The organism is Streptococcus sp. KHUD_017 (assembly GCF_054861245.1).
The window spans coordinates 1,348,417-1,362,424 of the sequence record NZ_CM142175.1 but is presented as its reverse complement, the minus strand read 5'-3'; the positions used below and the strand labels follow the sequence as shown (position 1 = coordinate 1,362,424).

At 41.4% G+C, this 14,008-nt stretch carries 16 protein-coding genes; 15 read left to right on the top strand and 1 reads right to left on the bottom strand.

The window, feature by feature from the left end; all coding sequences use genetic code 11:
- The first annotated feature begins 147 nt into the window (after positions 1–147).
- The 7 genes from ACVAMZ_RS06730 to ACVAMZ_RS06700 all read left to right on the top strand — a co-directional run bounded on the left by ACVAMZ_RS06730 (position 148) and on the right by ACVAMZ_RS06700 (position 6,923).
- Positions 148–711, top strand: a complete 564-nt coding sequence (locus tag ACVAMZ_RS06730; protein WP_461684407.1) for a TIGR01440 family protein — start codon at positions 148–150, stop codon at positions 709–711.
- Positions 712–876: 165 nt separating this feature from the next.
- Positions 877–1,437 (top strand): TlpA family protein disulfide reductase, encoded by a 561-nt coding sequence (locus ACVAMZ_RS06725; protein WP_461684406.1) that lies wholly within the window; start codon positions 877–879, stop codon positions 1,435–1,437.
- Between the two features lie 9 nt (positions 1,438–1,446).
- Positions 1,447–2,562, top strand: a complete 1,116-nt coding sequence (gene msrB / locus ACVAMZ_RS06720; RefSeq protein WP_461684405.1) for a peptide-methionine (R)-S-oxide reductase MsrB — start codon at positions 1,447–1,449, stop codon at positions 2,560–2,562.
- A 72-nt stretch (positions 2,563–2,634) separates the two neighbouring features.
- A complete protein-coding gene (pabB, locus tag ACVAMZ_RS06715) occupies positions 2,635–4,356 on the top strand; it encodes an aminodeoxychorismate synthase component I (protein ID WP_461684404.1) in 1,722 nt (573 codons plus the stop codon).
- Positions 4,357–4,974, top strand: a complete 618-nt coding sequence (locus ACVAMZ_RS06710) for an alpha/beta fold hydrolase (protein ID WP_049494769.1) — start codon at positions 4,357–4,359, stop codon at positions 4,972–4,974.
- Between the two features lie 48 nt (positions 4,975–5,022).
- Positions 5,023–5,982, top strand: a complete 960-nt coding sequence (locus ACVAMZ_RS06705) for an ROK family glucokinase (protein WP_461684403.1) — start codon at positions 5,023–5,025, stop codon at positions 5,980–5,982.
- Between the two features lie 101 nt (positions 5,983–6,083).
- The gene (locus ACVAMZ_RS06700) at positions 6,084–6,923 is read left to right on the top strand and encodes a thymidylate synthase (RefSeq protein WP_225750584.1); all 840 of its coding nucleotides are present in this window, start codon (positions 6,084–6,086) and stop codon (positions 6,921–6,923) included.
- Between the two features lie 42 nt (positions 6,924–6,965).
- Here the strand turns inward: ACVAMZ_RS06700 and ACVAMZ_RS06695 are convergent, their stop codons facing one another.
- Positions 6,966–7,136, bottom strand: coding sequence for a DUF3042 family protein (locus ACVAMZ_RS06695; protein ID WP_001051780.1), 171 nt, complete (start codon positions 7,134–7,136; stop codon positions 6,966–6,968).
- Positions 7,137–7,258: 122 nt separating this feature from the next.
- On the opposite strand from ACVAMZ_RS06695, the gene miaA reads away from it, so the two are divergent.
- The 8 genes from miaA (at position 7,259) to ACVAMZ_RS06655 (ending at position 14,004) form a co-directional block, all read left to right on the top strand.
- A complete protein-coding gene (miaA, locus tag ACVAMZ_RS06690) occupies positions 7,259–8,143 on the top strand; it encodes a tRNA (adenosine(37)-N6)-dimethylallyltransferase MiaA (RefSeq protein WP_461684402.1) in 885 nt (294 codons plus the stop codon).
- The gene (hflX, locus tag ACVAMZ_RS06685) at positions 8,136–9,374 is read left to right on the top strand and encodes a GTPase HflX (RefSeq protein WP_461684401.1); all 1,239 of its coding nucleotides are present in this window, start codon (positions 8,136–8,138) and stop codon (positions 9,372–9,374) included. The genes miaA and hflX overlap by 8 nt, the downstream gene beginning before the upstream one ends.
- A complete protein-coding gene (locus ACVAMZ_RS06680) occupies positions 9,367–9,990 on the top strand; it encodes a cystathionine beta-lyase (RefSeq protein WP_461684400.1) in 624 nt (207 codons plus the stop codon). The genes hflX and ACVAMZ_RS06680 overlap by 8 nt, the downstream gene beginning before the upstream one ends.
- 14 nt (positions 9,991–10,004) lie before the next feature.
- The gene (gene rnz / locus ACVAMZ_RS06675) at positions 10,005–10,934 is read left to right on the top strand and encodes a ribonuclease Z (RefSeq protein WP_461684399.1); all 930 of its coding nucleotides are present in this window, start codon (positions 10,005–10,007) and stop codon (positions 10,932–10,934) included.
- Between the two features lie 20 nt (positions 10,935–10,954).
- Positions 10,955–11,710 (top strand): SDR family NAD(P)-dependent oxidoreductase, encoded by a 756-nt coding sequence (locus ACVAMZ_RS06670; protein WP_461684398.1) that lies wholly within the window; start codon positions 10,955–10,957, stop codon positions 11,708–11,710.
- A gap of 201 nt (positions 11,711–11,911) precedes the next feature.
- Positions 11,912–12,481 carry an SMI1/KNR4 family protein gene (locus ACVAMZ_RS06665; RefSeq protein WP_247921756.1) on the top strand — a complete coding sequence of 190 codons (570 nt, stop codon included), beginning with the start codon at positions 11,912–11,914 and terminating at the stop codon, positions 12,479–12,481.
- Positions 12,482–12,499: 18 nt separating this feature from the next.
- Positions 12,500–12,937: a hypothetical protein gene (locus tag ACVAMZ_RS06660; RefSeq protein ID WP_247921755.1), complete on the top strand. Its 438-nt coding sequence runs from the start codon at positions 12,500–12,502 to the stop codon at positions 12,935–12,937.
- Between the two features lie 2 nt (positions 12,938–12,939).
- Positions 12,940–14,004, top strand: a complete 1,065-nt coding sequence (locus ACVAMZ_RS06655; protein WP_247921754.1) for an ankyrin repeat domain-containing protein — start codon at positions 12,940–12,942, stop codon at positions 14,002–14,004.
- The last annotated feature ends 4 nt before the right edge of the window (positions 14,005–14,008 follow it).

Below are 14,008 nucleotides of genomic sequence, written 5' to 3'. Positions count from 1 at the left end.
ATATATAAATGAGACAGAGAGGTAGATTCTCTGTCTTTTTTAATTTTAAAAGAAATAGTGAACAGTTGATAAGAAGTGAAACCATGTCCCTAGCTTGCTAAAATGATGAAAAAACGATATCATAGAAAGGAGTAAGTGAGGTAAAGTATGGACCAAGGACAATTACAAAAAGAGGTAGAGGAAATCCTTGAAGATGTATTAACAAAAGCTTCTCTCCATGAGGGAGCTCTCTTTGTTTTGGGCTTATCTTCCAGTGAGGTGATAGGAGGCCACATTGGGAAAGCCTCTAGTCAAGAAATTGGCGAATTAATTGTTAAAAGAATCTTAGAAATCTTATCAGCTAGAGGAATCCACCTAGCAGTTCAGGGATGTGAACATGTCAATCGGGCCTTGGTAGTAGAACGAGAGGTTGCAATCAAATACAATCTTGAGATTGTTAGTGTTCTACCGACTTTGCATGCTGGAGGATCAGGTCAATTGGCGGCCTTTCGCTATATGAAAGACCCAGTTGAGGTCGAATTTATCAAAGCTGATGCAGGACTCGATATTGGAGATACGGCTATTGGGATGCATATCAAACATGTTCAAGTACCGATACGTCCAGTTTTGAGATCAATCGGTCAAGCCCACGTAACTGCCCTCGCTAGTCGTCCAAAACTGATTGGAGGGGCGCGTGCTCAATATCCACAAGATTTTATAAGAAAAATATAGATAAAAAGTAGACAACTCTCACCTGCTAAGCAGGTGGGAGTTTTTTGTATCCCAAAAGATGCCTTATTTTCCAAACAGATTTCAAGTTTTTTTAGGGTGATCGGTATATAATAGAGCTATAATACAATATCTATATTCATATGATGAGCGAGAAAGGTGATGAAAATGAAAAAATGGCAAGCAACTGTATTGGTCTGCGCTAGTCTGGTCTGTCTATCGGCTTGTAACAATCAGATGGAGAATCAAGCTGATAAGCAAAATGGAGACAAAAATGCACAAGTTAGCTCTCAAACTGCAAAAAAAGGAGAAGAAGTTCCAGACTTTGAGCTTACGGGAGTTGATGGTAAAACTTATCGCCTATCAGATTATAAAGGCAAAAAAGTCTATCTCAAATTTTGGGCATCTTGGTGCTCTATTTGTCTAGCCAGCCTCCCTGATACCGATGAACTGGCAAAAGAAGCTGGCGATGACTTTGTCATCTTGACAGTTGTTTCTCCTGGTCAAAAAGGAGAACAAGCTGAAGAGTCCTTCAAAAAATGGTATCAAGGTTTAGACTATAGAAGTCTCCCTGTCCTTCTAGACCCTTCGGGAAAACTCTTAGCAAGTTACGGAGTCCGTTCTTATCCGACCCAGGCTTTTATTGATAAAGAAGGTAAACTAGTTAAGACCCAGCCAGGCTTTATGGACAAGGAAACTATTTTAGAGAATTTAAAGACTATGAATTAGAGGCTTATTATGAATGATAAATTAAAAACAATACTCTTAATTGGAGTGATCATTTGCATCATCATCGGAATTTTGTTTCTTTTGGAAAGAAGAAGCGCTAGCTACACCGATACCTCTCAAATTGAGAAGGTAGCAGTTAGTCAAGGGCAAAAGGTCACGAAAAAAACTGTGCCAGATAAAGATGCTGACTTACATGATATCTATCTAGCGGGAGGCTGTTTCTGGGGAGTTGAAGAGTATTTTTCAAGAGTAGCAGGTGTGACAGATGCTGTTTCTGGCTATGCGAATGGCAGAGGAGAAACAACCCAGTATGAATTGATCGGCCAAACGGGGCATGCTGAGACTGTTCATGTGACCTATGATGCCAATCAAATCTCTTTAAAAGAAATCTTGCTTCATTATTTCCGGATTATTAATCCAATCAGCAAGAATAAGCAGGGTAATGATGTGGGAACCCAGTATAGGACTGGAGTCTACTATAAGGACGACCAGGACCTAGAAGTCATCAATCAAGTCTTTGAGCAAGTTGCTCAAAAGTATGACCAGCCTCTAGCGGTTGAAAAGGAAACCTTAAGAAATTTTATTGTGGCTGAGGACTATCACCAAGATTATCTCCAGAAAAATCCAAATGGATATTGCCATATCAATGTCAATCAAGCATCCTATCCTGTTATTGATGCGAGTAAATATCCAAAACCGAGTGACGATGAATTGAAAAAACTCCTCTCTCCTGAGGAATATGCAGTGACTCAAAATAGTCAAACAGAACGGGCCTTTTCAAATCGTTACTGGGATAAATTTGAATCAGGAATTTATATAGATGTAGCAACTGGTGAACCACTCTTTTCTTCGAAAGATAAATTTGAATCGGGTTGTGGTTGGCCAAGTTTTACCCAGCCTATCAGTCCAGATGTTGCGACCTACAAGGAAGACAAGTCTTATAATATGGTCAGAACAGAAGTCAGAAGCCGAACTGGTGATTCACACTTAGGACATGTCTTTACAGACGGACCTCAGGACAAGGGAGGGCTTCGCTATTGTATTAACAGCCTGTCTATCCGTTTTATTCCTAAGGATCAAATGGAAGAAAAGGGTTATGGGTATTTGTTAGATTATGTTGAATGATTTTTTTCAACCATGTAAGTTTAAAAGCCAGATCTCCTGTTTGGGATCTGGCTTTTATGGTATACTTAGGTTATGCATAGAAAAACAGTGATTGATTTTAGGTCTTTGGGCGAGAGATATACCTTTACCCAGCCTATTAAAGAGTTAAAAACCAGAGATTTAGCAGAAGTGGCAGACTTGTTAGCACAAGTTGAAAGCTACCAAGAGCAAGGCTATTATGTGGTAGGCTATGTCAGCTATGAGGCTGCACCTGCTTTTGAGGAGAAGTTAGCAGTACGCTCAGGTCCCTTGTTAGGAGAGTATCTCCTCTATTTCACCGTTCATGACAGCGTTGAAACATCCAGCATTCCTATAGCTTATGAGGAGGTGGATTTGCCATCAAACTGGCAGGAACTAACATCTGCTGAGGACTATGAAAAGGCAATTGCCCAAATTCACCATCATTTAAGACAAGGGGATACCTATCAGGTCAATTATACTGTTCAACTCAAGCAGGAGTTGTCTGCCAATCCTTTTGCTATCTACAATCGTATGGTTGTCGAGCAGGAAGCGGGGTACAATGCTTACGTAGAGCATGACGACATGGCAGTGATTTCCATGAGTCCAGAACTCTTTTTTGAGCAAAATGGTCGTGAATTGACGACTCGTCCTATGAAGGGCACAACTAAACGTGGTTTGGATAACGATGACGACTTGAAAGAGGCGGCTTGGTTGGAACAGGATCCCAAAAATCGTTCAGAAAACATGATGATAGTGGACCTCTTGCGAAATGACATGAATCGTATTTCTGAGGTTGGTATTGAGCATGTGGAGCGTTTATGCCAAGTTGAGCAGTATTCTACAGTTTGGCAGATGACTTCGACTATCAACAGTCAGTTACGACCGGATGTTGATCTAGTAGAAATCTTCCGTTCGCTCTTTCCATGTGGCTCCATCACAGGAGCTCCCAAGATAGCGACCATGGAAATTATCAAGAACTTGGAGCCACATGCGCGTGGCGTTTACTGTGGGACTGTTGGTCTCTTACTGCCCAATGGGCGACGGATTTTCAATGTGGCTATTCGAACCATTCAACTGCATGGAGGGCAAGCTATCTATGGTGTCGGAGGTGGCATCACTTGGGATAGTACTTGGGAGTCAGAATACCGTGAAGTCCATCAAAAGGCAGCTGTTCTTTACCAAAAACAACCTCGTTTTCAGCTGATTACGACAGGGAAAATCAGCCAGAAAAAATTGCTCTTTGAAAAGCAACATCTAGAAAGATTGCGAAAGGCTAGTCGTTATTTTGCCTTTCCATTTGACCCAGAAGTTCTGAAACAAGAGATAGAGAAAGAGTGTCAAGCTTGTGACTTCCATCAAGACTACCGTTTGCGAATCAGTCTCAGCAAATCTGGAGAGATTGAAATTGAACGACAAGTATTGACACCACTTAGTTCTAGCTTCTGTCAGGCTAAACTTTGTCTGCAAGAAGCTGATTTGGAGCAGGCCTTTACCTACTTTAAGACGACACACCGACCACATTTGACAGTGGGAGAGCAGGAAATCATCTATCACACTGCTGATGGAAAATTGCTTGAAACCTCTATTGGTAATCTGGTCTTAAAAATGAATAGCAAGCTCTATACCCCACCTAGTAGTCTTGGCATTTTACCAGGGATTTATCGTCAGCATTTACTTGAAATCGGGCAGGTAGAAGAGAAGGTCTTGACCGTAGAAGATTTGAAGCAAGCAGAAGTCATCTATGGCTGTAATGCAGTGAGAGGCTTGTATGAGTTGTCAGTAAAGGAGAACTAAATGAAATTAATATTTTTACATGGCCTAGGTCAGTCAGCAGATAGTTGGAAAGAAGTTCAGGATTTTCTTGCAGATTATCCCTCTGAAGCCCTAGAGTTATTTCCTCCCGGAGTTGCTACCTACCAAGAAGCTAAGGAGCGCATTTATCAGCACTTGTCAGAGGAGACAGGACCTTTTGTCTTAATCGGCTTATCCTTAGGTGCTGCACTTGCACTGGAGCTTTCAAGTTACGATTTGGCAAATCTTCAGGCCTTGGTCTTGTCAGGTTGTCCATTGAAACTAGCTGGTAACATTCCTTTTTATATTCAGTTGCTGATATTTAAACTACTCCCCAAAAGGATATTTGAGAAACAGGGAGCAGATAAAGCTCTTATGGTTGGAGTTTCTGAAGAATTAAAAACACTTGATTTAAGAGAGATTGCACGGAATTGTCCCTATCCAAGCTTGTTAATTTGTGGTAGTCAGGATAAGCCTAATCTCAGTTCAATGAAAGCTATTCAAGAACTGATGCCAAATTCCCAGTTTCAGATCATCTCTGAGGGACCTCATGTCCTAAATAGGGCAAAACCAAAAGAGTTTGCAGAAATAACTAGAAGTTTTCTTGAATTGCTGAAATAAGTTTGATAAAATAATATGGAAGTTGATATTATCATAAAGGAGAAAAAGATGAGTCAAAAGATTATTGGAATTGACCTTGGTGGAACTTCTGTCAAGTTTGCAATTTTAACTCAAGAAGGAGAAATCCAAGAAAAATGGTCTATTAAGACTAACATTTTGGATGAAGGGAGCCATATCGTAGACGATATGATTGAATCAATTCAACATCGTTTGAACTTGCTTGGATTGTCAGCTACGGATTTCCGAGGCATTGGAATGGGATCACCTGGTGTGGTTGACCGTGAAAAAGGGACTGTTATCGGTGCCTACAACCTCAACTGGAAAACCCTTCAACCAATTAAAGAAAAGATTGAAAAAGCCTTGGGTATTCCATTCTTCATTGATAATGATGCCAACGTAGCTGCTCTTGGTGAGCGTTGGATGGGTGCTGGTGAAAACCAACCAGACGTTGTCTTTATGACTCTTGGTACAGGTGTTGGTGGCGGTATCGTGGCAGAAGGCAAATTGCTTCACGGTGTTGCAGGTGCTGCAGGTGAACTTGGACATATCACAGTTGACTTTGACCAACCAATCCCATGTACTTGTGGTAAAAAAGGCTGTCTTGAGACAGTAGCTTCAGCAACAGGTATTGTCAACTTGACTCGTCGTTATGCAGATGAGTATGAAGGTGATGCAGCCTTAAAACGCTTGATTGATGACGGAGAAGAAGTAACTGCTAAAACCGTCTTTGATTTGGCAAAAGAAGGGGACGACCTCGCTTTGATCGTTTACCGTAACTTCTCACGTTACTTGGGTATTGCATGTGCCAACATCGGTTCTATCCTAAATCCATCAACAATCGTTATCGGTGGTGGAGTTTCAGCTGCTGGGGAATTCCTTCTCCAAGGTGTGCAAAAGGTTTATGATGAAAATACCTTCCCACAAGTTCGTACAACAACGAAATTAGCTCTTGCGACTCTAGGAAATGACGCTGGAGTTATCGGAGCAGCATCTCTTGTCTTGCAATAAGAAACAAAAGAAGGAGAAAATCACTATCTTGAAGCGAGTGATTTTCCTCCTTTCTTTTTTTATGCTATACTAGTTAAGAATAAACGTTGAGGAGAGAGTAAATGACAAAAGCAGATAAGATTTTTAAAGAAAATATTGAGCGAATTCTCAATGAAGGAGTCTTTTCAGAACAAGCTCGTCCCAAGTATAAGGATGGAACAGTTGCCAACTCCAAGTACATTACAGGTGCTTTTGCAGAGTATGATTTGTCTAAGGGTGAATTTCCAATTACAACCTTGCGTCCAATTGCTATCAAATCAGCCATTAAAGAAGTGCTCTGGATTTACCAAGATCAATCAAATAGCCTGGAAGTTCTCAATGATAAGTACAATGTTCACTACTGGAATGACTGGGAAGTAGGAGATACAGGGACAATCGGTGAGCGTTACGGGGCTGTTGTTAAGAAGCATGACATCATTAACAAGATTCTCAAACAGTTGGAAGCTAATCCTTGGAACCGTCGTAATATCATCTCTCTCTGGGACTACCAAGCCTTCGAAGAAACAGATGGCCTTCTTCCGTGTGCCTTCCAGACCATGTTTGATGTCCGTCGAGTAGATGGGGAAATTTACCTGGATGCAACCTTGACCCAGCGTTCTAACGATATGCTGGTTGCTCATCACATCAATGCCATGCAGTATGTAGCTCTTCAAATGATGATTGCCAAACACTTTGGTTGGAAAGTTGGAAAATTCTTCTATTTTATCAATAACCTTCATATCTATGACAATCAATTTGAACAAGCTCAGGAATTGCTCCGTCGTGAACCTTCAAATTGCCAACCACGTTTGGTCTTGAATGTACCAGACAAGACCAACTTCTTTGATATTAAAGCAGAAGATTTTGAGTTGGTTGACTATGATCCAGTGAAACCGCAATTGAAATTTGATTTGGCTATTTAAGAACAACAAAAGAAGTTGGAATTTCCAACTTCTTTTTGTTTATTAGCGTGATACGCGACGGCGAGCTGCTTTTTTACGGTTTTCTTCGATGAAAGCTGCTTTTTGTTCTTCTGGTTCAATCACTTTCTTTTTGAATGCGTATACTGCACCTGCAACAGCAGCCACAGTTCCTGCAACACCTGTTACGAGACCTTTAGCAAATCCTTTAGCCATGAGTCTTCCTCCTTTTATTTATAAATCAGACGGAAATAGCTTAAGAGATAGCATTTTTCTGCCTGTCCATTTTGTGATATAATAATAGTAACGAAAAAATGGGAATTTTTCAAGGAAAAACGATGAAAACAAAAATAATTGTGATTGTTGGTCCAACAGCTGTTGGAAAGACTGCACTAGCCATTGAAGTTGCTCAGCGATTTAATGGCGAAGTAGTCAGTGGAGATAGCCAACAAGTCTACCGAGGGCTAGATATTGGAACGGCCAAGGCTAGTCCAGAGGAGCAGGCAACTGTCCCTCATCACTTGATTGATGTGAGAGATGTAACCGAGTCTTACTCGGCTTTTGATTTTGTTTCAGAGGCCAAGACAGCTATTGAGGATATTCAAAGCCGAGGTAAGCTTGCAATTATTGCTGGTGGGACTGGACTTTATATCCAGAGTCTGCTAGAAGGCTATCATCTTGGTGGGGAGACACCCCATGAGGATATTTTAGCTTATCGTGCTAGTCTAGAACCTTTTTCAGATGAGGAGTTAGCACATCTGGTGGATCAAGCAGGCCTTGAAATTCCCCAATTTAATCGTCGCCGTGCTATGCGTGCCTTGGAAATTGCCCATTTTGCTCAAGATTTGGAAAATCAAGAGACTTTATATGAGCCACTGGTTATTTGTTTGGACGATGAGCGCAGTCAATTGTATGAACGGATTAACCATCGTGTGGATTTCATGTTTGAAGCTGGACTATTGGATGAGGCCAAGTGGTTGTTTGACCATTATCCAGATGTGCAGGCAGCCAAAGGTATTGGATACAAGGAACTTTTTCCTTATTTTAGAGGGGAGCAAAGTTTGGAGGAGGCTAGCGATAGTCTCAAGCAGGCGACTCGTCGATTTGCCAAGCGCCAGCTAACCTGGTTCCGCAATCGCATGCAGGTGACCTTTTATCAGATAGGAGAATCTGGTGTAAAAGACCGTATTTTAAGCCAGATTGAGGAGTTTTTAAATGATTGAAACGGAGAAAAAAGAGGAGCGAGTCCTGCTGATTGGTGTTGAACTCCAGGGCATGGATAATTTTGATCTCTCCATGGAAGAACTGGCTAATCTAGCTAAAACAGCAGGGGCAGTTGTAGTCGATAGTTACAGACAAAAACGTGAAAAATACGATTCCAAGACCTTCGTCGGATCTGGTAAGTTGGAAGAAATTGCTCAAATGGTGGACGCAGAAGAAATCACGACAGTCATCGTCAATAACCGTCTGACACCTCGACAAAATGTCAATTTAGAGGAAGTCTTAGGTGTTAAAGTTATTGACCGTATGCAGTTGATTTTGGATATCTTTGCTATGAGAGCTCGAAGCCATGAAGGTAAGCTACAAGTTCATCTTGCACAACTCAAGTATCTCTTGCCTCGTTTGGTTGGTCAGGGGATTATGCTCAGCCGTCAGGCAGGGGGAATTGGTTCCCGTGGTCCAGGTGAGAGTCAGCTGGAGCTTAACCGTCGTAGCGTTCGAAATCAGATTACAGATATCGAACGTCAACTCAAGGTAGTTGAGAAAAATCGAGCGACAGTTCGAGAAAAACGCTTGGAGTCAAGTACCTTTAAGATTGGTTTGATTGGTTACACCAATGCTGGGAAGTCAACTATTATGAACACCTTGACCAGCAAGACCCAGTATGAAGCAGATGAATTATTTGCGACTTTGGATGCGACGACTAAGAGCATCCATCTGGGGGGCAATCTACAGGTAACCTTGACAGATACCGTTGGATTTATCCAAGACCTACCGACAGAGTTGGTGTCGAGTTTTAAATCAACCCTAGAAGAAAGCAAGCATGTAGATCTCCTGGTCCATGTCATCGATGCCAGCAATCCTTATCATGAGGAACATGAAAAAACGGTCCTCTCCATTATGAAAGACTTGGACATGGAGGATATTCCTCGCTTGACCCTTTATAATAAAGCAGATTTGGTGGAAGACTTTACGCCTACTCAAACGCCTTATGCCTTGATTTCGGCAAAGTCCAAGGATAGTCGAGAACAGTTGCAAGCTTTATTGCTAGATAAGATCAAGGAAATTTTTGACCCCTTTACCCTGCGCGTGCCGTTTTCTAAATCTTACAAGATTCATGATTTGGAAAGTGTTGCGATTCTTGAAGAACGTGACTACCAAGATGACTGTGAGGTCATCAGAGGCTACATTTCTGAGAAAAATAAATGGAGATTAGAAGAATTTTATGACTGATATCAAAACTTTGGCACTCAAGTATGCTGGCTATACAAGTCTAGACAAGGTCTATCTGGACCAACTTTTAGCTGGTAGGTCTGAAGAGGAGCAACTAGCTCTCATTACACCTCCACCCAGCGTAGTGAATGCCTATTTTGCCGAGCTTTACCAGAAAAAAAGTCCTCAAGCTGCGACCGATTATTTTGCAGAAGTCAGCCAAGAACTAAATCTTTACAATGTTGAACCAAGTTTCACGGAAGAAAGCAAGCCCTTTATTCGCCTCAATCTATCTGGTAAATCCTTTGGATTTTGCTACGAGAAAGAAGGACTAGCTCGCATTTTCTCAGAACACGAGGAAGCAATTACGGATGAATTACTCTTTGAGATTGCGCAAATTTTTCCCCATCAGTTAGTTTTTGTAGAGTCTGGTAAGATTTACATGAAGGCGATTGGTGAAGAGGAAGTAGTCAGCCTGGAAAATCTCACAGCTTTGACAGATTTGGAAAATTTAGCAGATGGAAGAAAGCGACTTAAGGGATATAGCCAAGAGGATTTACTACAAGAAGCTAGAGCTTTTTCTGGCAAGCTTTATTATCGCTCAGAAAATCGCACTGCTATGTTATATATTGATTAATTAGAAAGTATCGAATGGATATTCAATTTTTAGGAACGGGGGCTGGTCAGCCCTCTAAAGCCCGCAACGTTTCAAGTCTCGCCCTGAAACTCTTGGACGAGATTAACGAAGTCTGGCTCTTTGACTGTGGAGAAGGAACGCAAAATCGCATCCTGGAAACCACGATTCGACCACGAAAGGTCAGCAAAATCTTTATCACCCACTTACATGGAGATCATATCTTTGGATTGCCTGGTTTTCTCTCTAGTCGTGCCTTTCAAGCCAATGAAGAGCAGACAGATTTGGAAATCTATGGTCCCCAAGGCATTAAATCTTTTGTCTTGACCAGTCTACGAGTGTCAGGTTCACGCCTGCCCTATAAGATTCATTTCCATGAGTTCGACCAAGATTCTCTAGGGAAAATTCTTGAAACCGATAAATTTACAGTATATGCGGAAGAGTTGGATCACACTATTTTCTGTGTGGGCTACCGTGTCATGCAAAAGGATCTAGAAGGCACTCTGGATGCTGAAAAATTAAAGGCTGCCGGCGTACCATTTGGACCGCTTTTTGGTAAAATCAAAAACGGGCAGGATGTCATCCTAGAAGACGGAACTGAGATTAAGGCAGCAGACTACATCTCAGCTCCACGTCCAGGTAAGATTATCACTATCTTAGGTGACACTCGAAAAACCAATGCCAGTGTGCGTCTGGCTGTCAATGCAGATGTCCTTGTCCATGAGTCCACTTATGGTAAAGGTGATGAGAAAATTGCCCGCAATCATGGTCACTCAACCAATATGCAGGCTGCTCAAGTTGCAGTAGAAGCGGGAGCCAAACGACTCTTGCTCAACCATATCAGCGCCCGTTTTCTTTCAAAAGATATCAGCCAGCTTAAGAAAGATGCTGCAACGATTTTTGAAAACGTCCATGTGGTCAAAGACTTGGAAGAAGTGGAAATCTAGTTACTAGAGAAAGGAGAATCATGCGAACCATTCTCATTACAGGTGCTAGCGGGGGTCTAGCCCAAGAAATGGTCAAACTCTTACCTCAAGACCAACTTATTTTGCTAGGTAGAAATAAGGAAAAACTAGTTCAACTATACGGAAATCATCCTCAGGCAGAATTGATTGAAATTGATATTACCGACGTTCAAGCCTTAGAGGAACTAGTTGCTGAACTCTATCAGCGTTATGGCAAGATTGATGTTTTAATTAACAACGCTGGTTACGGAATTTTTGAAGATTTTAACAAGATTTCTAATCAAGACATTCATCAAATGTTTGAGGTTAACACCTTTGCTCTTATGAATCTATCACGTTTGGTTGCTTCTCGTATGAAGGAGATTCGAAAAGGCCATATCATCAATATCGTTAGTATAGCAGGTTTGATTGCGACTGCTAAGTCTAGTCTATACTCTGCGACCAAGTTTGCGGCCATTGGTTTTTCAAATGCTCTTCGCCTTGAGCTCATGCCTTATGGTGTCTATGTGACAACTGTTAATCCAGGACCTATCCGTACAGGATTTTTTGACCAGGCAGACCCAGATGGGACCTACCTCAAATCGGTCGACAGCTTCCTACTCGAGCCAGATGCAGTAGCTAAAAAAATTGTTAAGACCATAGGCAAAAACAAACGCGAGCTCAATCTCCCAGCCTTGCTAAATTTAGCTCATAAATTTTATACCCTCTTTCCCAAGTTAGCCGATAAGTTGGCTGGGGAAACTTTTAATTATAAGTGAAAAAGCTGTTCCCTTGAGGAATGGTTTTTTGTTTTAATTCGGAGAAGTTGTTCGTCAAAAATAATCCCTGAAAATACTGGTAGTTTATCACTATTTGATAGCTTTGTAGTATAATTGTGATAAGAAAGTTCATCGGAAAAAGAAGACCTAAACTAGCTAGTTTGCTGTAGAAAATGGATTATTTATAGTCGGAGGTCGACAATGGAATTATTGACAATTGACCAAATCATTTCCATTATTGAAGAAGTAACACAAGGGCTTGACCCTGAGATAAGAGAAGGAATTGTCCTGAATAAAACAGATTTGCCAGTGTCCGAATTAGATCGTTTGAAAAGCCAACTTCAAATCCAAGATTTGGATCCGATTTTTAGGAAAAATATTCTGGCCTATAACTGGGGGCAGATAGGTTTTTTAAGTTACCAGTTTGGATATGGGGACGGCACTAGTCTTACTTGGCTGATCAATCGCAATTTGGAATACCATGATTACTCGACTCTACAAGAAAGTGGCTTGATCATCATTGCAAATGGAGATCCCTACACTATTTTGCTGGATTGTCAATCTGGGACTGTCTATGCTCTTGATGCAGAGATGACCTATGATGAAAAAATATGGCTGGCACCAGATTTTCTAGCATTTGTTAGAGCCATGGGAACGGCTCAATCTGCAGTTTGGAAGGATTGTGAAAGTGACTTCATCCACTTGATGACTAGAAAAGGCCATGAGTCCAGTTTGATATTCTGGCAGAGTCTGGTCGGATTTTATGATTGAAAATAGAAGGAGCAGGTCATGGAATTTATAGTAGCTGAGGAGGGAATTCCTCAAAATATCGGATGTCAGGGAGCCTTGATTGCCTATTATGGCAGTGAGATAGAATTTCATTATGAAACCGTTCCACCACACGGTGATGAGATTTTTTCTGCCAAGTTGCCTTTGTTAGAGCTTGAACTACCCTTTTGGATCTATGGGAGAAATCTCATATTCTTAGATGCTTACTACCTTTTAGCTGAAACTGTTAAGAAAGGAACGTGGGATCCGATAACCAGTATACTCATCAATATTCATATGGGGGAATACGCCAGTCTAGACCACTGGTACAATCATATATCTATTGAGCAAAACGGTCTTGAGTTGAAAAATGATTACGATGGACAAGTCCGGACTTTGAAAACTGTTGACAAACTTCATTGGCTTGCCCTAGATGCTGAATCAGAAGAAAGGAACTAAATATGGCAAAGAAAAGAGTTACATTACCAAAAGAGTTTAAGGATTTAATGGATGAAGGAAATATTGAAGCCCTTAAAGCAGTCTATGACCGTTGTGAATTAACCGCTCATGATGGAAGATTTAGCTTATGTACACCTCTGCATATGGGAGGAGTCCCGGATGAATTGGTTATCTGGCTTGTCGAACAGGGCTTGGATATCAATATCCCTGATTATTATGGAGCGACTCCTTTATACCGTCAAGCAATCTTGGGTAGAGATACAGTAAAACTCTTGTGTGAATTGGGGGCAGACATTGAAAAGCCCAATACCTATGGCGATACCCCTCTACATATGGCAGCTGAATTTTTTCATCCTAAGACTGTCAAATTTTTAATTGACAAGGGAGCAAATGTCAATGCTAAAAATGATATGGGAAGAACCCCACTAGCTTCAGTCTTGATGGTTTGTCGGGGGATTTATATTGCCCAAACTGCTGAAATCGCATCTATGCTTCTGGATGCTGGTGCTAAGAAAACCTCTAAAATGAAGGAAAGAGTTGAGCAAATCGGCAAGGATTTTGAATTTCATAGAGAAAGTATCCACCCAGACTACATCGAGGGAGCAGATAAAGGCTTAGCGAAGCTCTATGAGCTCTTTGATGTCAAGCCGGTAGCCAAACGAATAACCCACGATGGAGTTTCACCGATTCTCGTAAAAGAAGGTAGCTGGGAGGAGCGGTATGAGGAACTTTGGTCCTTCTTGATTCCTTCAAGTGGAGCAGCCAAAACTGTTCAGGGAGAAGTTATCCGTATACCAGGTCGAGTCCGAGATGAACTGGATCGCAATGGTGGGGTCAACTGGGACAGGGACTATAGAAAAATGCTTCAGGCTATGCCTCAATACTTGTCTCTAGGAATCTCTCTTTCAGATCAAGAATTAGCAGAGACTAAAGAGCTTATTGCTCAAGTTCATGGGAAAGATTTTGATGACGAGCCTCGCCTGGACCGCCTCTGCCAATTGGCTCTTGCATGGATTAAGCAAAATCCTAACCCAATTGACTTAAAAGAACCAAGTTATAATCGGTAAAAAG

What these genes read in the sequence shown, in the direction of transcription:
- ACVAMZ_RS06730 (WP_461684407.1), top strand. Translation starts at nt 148, where the DNA reads ATGGACCAAGGACAATTACAAAAAGAGGTAGAGGAAATCCTTGAAGAT.
- ACVAMZ_RS06725 (WP_461684406.1), top strand. Translation starts at nt 877, where the DNA reads ATGAAAAAATGGCAAGCAACTGTATTGGTCTGCGCTAGTCTGGTCTGT.
- msrB (WP_461684405.1), top strand. Translation starts at nt 1,447, where the DNA reads ATGAATGATAAATTAAAAACAATACTCTTAATTGGAGTGATCATTTGC.
- pabB (WP_461684404.1), top strand. Translation starts at nt 2,635, where the DNA reads ATGCATAGAAAAACAGTGATTGATTTTAGGTCTTTGGGCGAGAGATAT.
- ACVAMZ_RS06710 (WP_049494769.1), top strand. Translation starts at nt 4,357, where the DNA reads ATGAAATTAATATTTTTACATGGCCTAGGTCAGTCAGCAGATAGTTGG.
- ACVAMZ_RS06705 (WP_461684403.1), top strand. Translation starts at nt 5,023, where the DNA reads ATGAGTCAAAAGATTATTGGAATTGACCTTGGTGGAACTTCTGTCAAG.
- ACVAMZ_RS06700 (WP_225750584.1), top strand. Translation starts at nt 6,084, where the DNA reads ATGACAAAAGCAGATAAGATTTTTAAAGAAAATATTGAGCGAATTCTC.
- ACVAMZ_RS06695 (WP_001051780.1), bottom strand. Translation starts at nt 7,136, where the DNA reads ATGGCTAAAGGATTTGCTAAAGGTCTCGTAACAGGTGTTGCAGGAACT.
- miaA (WP_461684402.1), top strand. Translation starts at nt 7,259, where the DNA reads ATGAAAACAAAAATAATTGTGATTGTTGGTCCAACAGCTGTTGGAAAG.
- hflX (WP_461684401.1), top strand. Translation starts at nt 8,136, where the DNA reads ATGATTGAAACGGAGAAAAAAGAGGAGCGAGTCCTGCTGATTGGTGTT.
- ACVAMZ_RS06680 (WP_461684400.1), top strand. Translation starts at nt 9,367, where the DNA reads ATGACTGATATCAAAACTTTGGCACTCAAGTATGCTGGCTATACAAGT.
- rnz (WP_461684399.1), top strand. Translation starts at nt 10,005, where the DNA reads ATGGATATTCAATTTTTAGGAACGGGGGCTGGTCAGCCCTCTAAAGCC.
- ACVAMZ_RS06670 (WP_461684398.1), top strand. Translation starts at nt 10,955, where the DNA reads ATGCGAACCATTCTCATTACAGGTGCTAGCGGGGGTCTAGCCCAAGAA.
- ACVAMZ_RS06665 (WP_247921756.1), top strand. Translation starts at nt 11,912, where the DNA reads ATGGAATTATTGACAATTGACCAAATCATTTCCATTATTGAAGAAGTA.
- ACVAMZ_RS06660 (WP_247921755.1), top strand. Translation starts at nt 12,500, where the DNA reads ATGGAATTTATAGTAGCTGAGGAGGGAATTCCTCAAAATATCGGATGT.
- ACVAMZ_RS06655 (WP_247921754.1), top strand. Translation starts at nt 12,940, where the DNA reads ATGGCAAAGAAAAGAGTTACATTACCAAAAGAGTTTAAGGATTTAATG.